Origin of the sequence: uncultured Escherichia sp. (assembly GCF_948475835.1) — a bacterium.
Classification (GTDB): domain Bacteria; phylum Pseudomonadota; class Gammaproteobacteria; order Enterobacterales; family Enterobacteriaceae; genus ECMA0423.
The window spans coordinates 1-4295 of record NZ_CAOLGM010000205.1; the positions used below are offsets into that span (position 1 = coordinate 1).

6 protein-coding genes are annotated in these 4295 nt (G+C 49.3%); all 6 read left to right on the top strand.

Features of this window, described 5'->3' with window-relative positions; translation table 11 throughout:
• Positions 1-259, top strand: a 259-nt coding sequence (locus QZF50_RS23780; protein ID WP_244575931.1) for a hypothetical protein, incomplete at its 5' end; no start/stop codon positions are given.
• Positions 260-462: 203 nt separating this feature from the next.
• A complete protein-coding gene (locus QZF50_RS22730) occupies positions 463-1581 on the top strand; it encodes a YbdK family carboxylate-amine ligase (RefSeq protein WP_001130622.1) in 1119 nt (372 codons plus the stop codon).
• Between the two features lie 65 nt (positions 1582-1646).
• Entirely contained in the window at positions 1647-1895 is a 249-nt protein-coding gene (locus tag QZF50_RS22735) for a DUF1158 domain-containing protein (protein WP_000682518.1), read from the top strand.
• A 64-nt stretch (positions 1896-1959) separates the two neighbouring features.
• On the top strand, positions 1960-2328 hold the full coding sequence (locus tag QZF50_RS22740; protein ID WP_000360951.1) for an MmcQ/YjbR family DNA-binding protein: 369 nt from the start codon (positions 1960-1962) through the stop codon (positions 2326-2328).
• Positions 2329-2421: 93 nt separating this feature from the next.
• The gene (nfsB, locus tag QZF50_RS22745) at positions 2422-3075 is read left to right on the top strand and encodes an oxygen-insensitive NAD(P)H nitroreductase (RefSeq protein WP_000351464.1); all 654 of its coding nucleotides are present in this window, start codon (positions 2422-2424) and stop codon (positions 3073-3075) included.
• A 107-nt stretch (positions 3076-3182) separates the two neighbouring features.
• The coding region (ybdG, locus tag QZF50_RS22750; RefSeq protein ID WP_290389005.1) for a mechanosensitive ion channel YbdG at positions 3183-4295 on the top strand (1113 nt) is incomplete at its 3' end.

Genomic DNA, 4295 nt, shown 5'->3' on the forward strand with positions numbered 1-4295 from the left:
AAGGGCATATTTCGTCAGCATGTTTATATTGCCTCCATGCGAAGAAGGGACTACCATCCAAATTGTTCAGGTTTGGGTAGGTAGCCCCAGGGTTGATAGAAATATCGTCCTGGGGCTTCATCTTTCCAGACCTCAGAGTAAACCTGAAACCGGAAAGCTTCAGGCACCCGCAGTTATCTTACCCTTGCTTAGCAAAATAGCTGTTTATTTATACAGTAAGTCCTGTTTCGGACTTCTCACTCCCCATTTGATCAACTGAAGCTGAACCCGTTTTTTTCTGCATGCCTCAATCGTCAAAATTCTTCGCCACCAGCCAGCCGTGCCATAACTTGTCACATTGCAAAAGTAGCCAAATTGCTTCAGTCACCATCACCAAAAAAAGAAACATTCCAGAACTTCCGCATCTCGCCCAGCCGCTCCGACTTCTATACTGAATAGAAAACGCCAACTTAAGAGAAACCTATGCCATTACCCGATTTTCATGTTTCTGAACCTTTTACCCTCGGTATTGAACTGGAAATGCAGGTGGTTAATCCGCCGGGCTATGACTTAAGCCAGGACTCTTCAATGCTGATTGACGCGGTTAAAAATGAGATCACGGCCGGAGAGGTAAAGCACGATATCACCGAAAGTATGCTGGAGCTGGCGACGGATGTTTGCCGTGATATCAACCAGGCTGCCGGGCAGTTTTCAGCGATGCAGAAAGTCGTATTGCAGGCAGCCGCAGACCATCATCTGGAAATTTGCGGCGGTGGCACGCACCCGTTTCAGAAATGGCAGCGTCAGGAGGTATGCGAAAACGAACGCTATCAACGAACGCTGGAAAACTTTGGCTATCTCATCCAGCAGGCGACCGTTTTTGGTCAGCATGTCCATGTTGGCTGCGCCAGTGGCGATGACGCCATTTATTTGCTGCACGGCCTGTCACGGTTTGTGCCGCACTTCATCGCCCTTTCCGCCGCGTCGCCGTATATGCAGGGAACGGATACGCGTTTTGCCTCCTCACGACCGAATATTTTTTCCGCCTTTCCCGATAATGGCCCGATGCCGTGGGTCAGTAACTGGCAACAATTTGAAGCCCTGTTTCGCTGCCTGAGTTACACCACGATGATCGACAGCATTAAAGATCTGCACTGGGATATTCGCCCCAGTCCTCATTTTGGCACGGTGGAGGTTCGGGTGATGGATACCCCGTTAACCCTTAGCCACGCGGTAAATATGGCGGGATTAATTCAGGCCACCGCCCACTGGTTACTGACGGAACGCCCGTTTAAACATCAGGAGAAAGATTACCTGCTGTATAAATTCAACCGTTTCCAGGCCTGCCGCTATGGGCTGGAAGGCGTCATTACCGATCCGCACACTGGCGATCGTCGACCGCTAACGGAAGATACCTTGCGATTGCTGGAAAAAATCGCCCCTTCCGCACATAAAATGGGTGCATCGAGCGCGATTGAGGCCCTGCATCGCCAGGTCGTCAGCGGTCTGAATGAAGCGCAGCTGATGCGCGATTTCGTCGCCGATGGTGGCTCGCTGATTGGGCTGGTGAAAAAGCATTGTGAGATCTGGGCCGGTGACTAAGTAGGGAATTGCCTTACAGAAGAATATCCCTGACAATGGTGTTTTAACTTACATTTAACAATGTTATGAAACACCCTTTAGAAACCTTGACTACCGCAGCAGGCATTTTGCTGATGGCTTTCCTCTCTTGCCTGCTGCTGCCCGCCCCCGCACTGGGGCTGACGCTGGCACAAAAACTGGTGACCATGTTCCATCTGATGGATCTTAGCCAGCTTTACACTTTATTGTTTTGTCTGTGGTTTTTAGTGCTGGGCGCTATTGAGTATTTTGTTCTGCGCTTTATCTGGCGACGCTGGTTCTCGCTGGCGGATTAAACGTCGATTATCGCCGTACTTCGCGGCATACTTTGCTTATTCTCCTTCGCCTAAAGGAACGTTTATGGATAAGCAATCACTGCACGAAACGGCGAAACGCCTGGCCCTTGAGTTACCCTTTGTCGAGCTTTGCTGGCCTTTTGGCCCGGAGTTCGATGTTTTTAAAATTGGCGGCAAAATTTTTATGCTGTCGTCGGAGCTGCGCGGCGTCCCCTTTATCAATCTGAAGTCCGATCCACAAAAATCCCTGTTAAATCAGCAGATATACCCGAGCATTAAGCCAGGGTATCACATGAATAAAAAGCACTGGATTTCGGTGTATCCCGGCGAGGAAATCTCCGAAGCGTTACTTCGCGATCTGATCAACGATTCGTGGAATCTGGTGGTTGATGGTCTGGCTAAACGCGATCAAAAAAGAGTGCGTCCAGGCTAAAGCGGAAATCTATAGCGCATTTTTCTCGCTTACCATTTCTCGTTGAACCTTGTAATCTGCTGGCACGCAAAATTACTTTCACATGGAGTCTTTATGGATATCATTTCTGTCGCCTTAAAGCGTCATTCCACTAAGGCATTTGATGCCAGTAAAAAACTTACCCCGGAACAGGCCGAGCAGATCAAAACTCTCCTGCAATACAGCCCATCCAGCACCAACTCCCAGCCGTGGCATTTTATTGTTGCCAGCACGGAAGAAGGTAAAGCGCGTGTTGCCAAATCCGCTGCCGGTAATTATGTGTTCAACGAACGTAAAATACTTGATGCCTCGCACGTCGTGGTGTTCTGTGCAAAAACCGCGATGGACGATGCCTGGCTGAAGCTGGTTGTTGACCAGGAAGATGCTGATGGCCGCTTTGCCACGCCGGAAGCGAAAGCCGCGAACGATAAAGGTCGCAAGTTCTTCGCTGATATGCACCGTAAAGATCTGCATGATGATGCAGAGTGGATGGCAAAACAGGTTTATCTCAACGTCGGTAACTTCCTGCTCGGCGTGGCGGCGCTGGGTCTGGACGCGGTACCCATCGAAGGTTTTGACGCCGCCATCCTCGATGCAGAATTTGGTCTGAAAGAGAAAGGCTACACCAGTCTGGTGGTTGTTCCGGTAGGTCATCACAGCGTTGAAGATTTTAACGCTACGCTGCCGAAATCTCGTCTGCCGCAAAACATAACCTTAACCGAAGTGTAATTCTCTCTTGCCGGGCATCTGCCCGGCTATTTCCCCTCAGATTCTCCTGATTTGCATAACCCTGTTTCAGCCGTCATCATAGGCTGCTGTTGTATAAAGGAGACGTTATGCAGGATTTAATATCCCAGGTTGAAGATTTAGCGGGTATTGAGATCGATCACACCACCTCGATGGTGATGATTTTCGGTATTATTTTTCTGACCGCCGTCGTGGTGCATATTATTTTGCATTGGGTGGTACTGCGGACCTTCGAAAAACGTGCCATCGCCAGTTCACGGCTTTGGTTGCAAATCATTACCCAGAATAAACTCTTCCACCGTTTAGCTTTTACCCTGCAGGGGATTATCGTCAATATTCAGGCGGTATTCTGGCTGCAAAAAGGCACCGAAGCGGCAGATATTCTGACTACCTGCGCGCAGTTGTGGATCATGATGTATGCGCTGCTTTCAGTCTTCTCGTTGCTGGATGTTATTTTGAATCTGGCGCAGAAATTCCCGGCGGCATCTCAGTTACCGCTGAAAGGGATATTTCAGGGGATTAAACTGATCGGCGCAATCCTGGTCGGCATTTTGATGATCTCGCTGCTGATTGGTCAGTCGCCAGCGATTCTGATCAGCGGTCTTGGTGCAATGGCTGCCGTGCTGATGTTGGTTTTTAAAGATCCGATTCTTGGTCTGGTGGCAGGTATTCAGCTTTCCGCGAACGATATGCTGAAACTGGGCGACTGGCTGGAGATGCCGAAATACGGCGCGGATGGCGCGGTGATCGATATTGGGTTAACCACCGTCAAAGTGCGTAACTGGGACAATACCATTACCACTATTCCCACCTGGTCTCTGGTTTCTGACTCCTTTAAAAACTGGAGCGGGATGTCAGCATCTGGCGGGCGACGTATTAAGCGCAGTATCAGTATTGATGTCACCAGTATTCGTTTTCTTGATGAAGACGAAATGCAACGTCTGAATAAAGCGCACTTGTTAAAACCTTATTTAACCAGCCGCCATCAGGAAATTAATGAGTGGAATCGCCAGCAAGGTTCTACGGAGTCGATATTAAACCTGCGCCGAATGACCAATATTGGAACCTTTCGTGCCTATCTGAACGAATATCTGCGTAACCATCCGCGGATTCGTAAAGATATGACCTTAATGGTACGCCAACTGGCTCCAGGTGATAACGGTTTACCGCTCGAGATCTACGCGTTTACTAACACCGTGGTG

Coding starts and splice junctions, on each gene's coding strand:
- nfsB (WP_000351464.1), top strand. CDS start 2,422: ATGGATATCATTTCTGTCGCCTTAAAGCGTCATTCCACTAAGGCATTT.
- QZF50_RS22730 (WP_001130622.1), top strand. CDS start 463: ATGCCATTACCCGATTTTCATGTTTCTGAACCTTTTACCCTCGGTATT.
- QZF50_RS22735 (WP_000682518.1), top strand. CDS start 1,647: ATGAAACACCCTTTAGAAACCTTGACTACCGCAGCAGGCATTTTGCTG.
- QZF50_RS22740 (WP_000360951.1), top strand. CDS start 1,960: ATGGATAAGCAATCACTGCACGAAACGGCGAAACGCCTGGCCCTTGAG.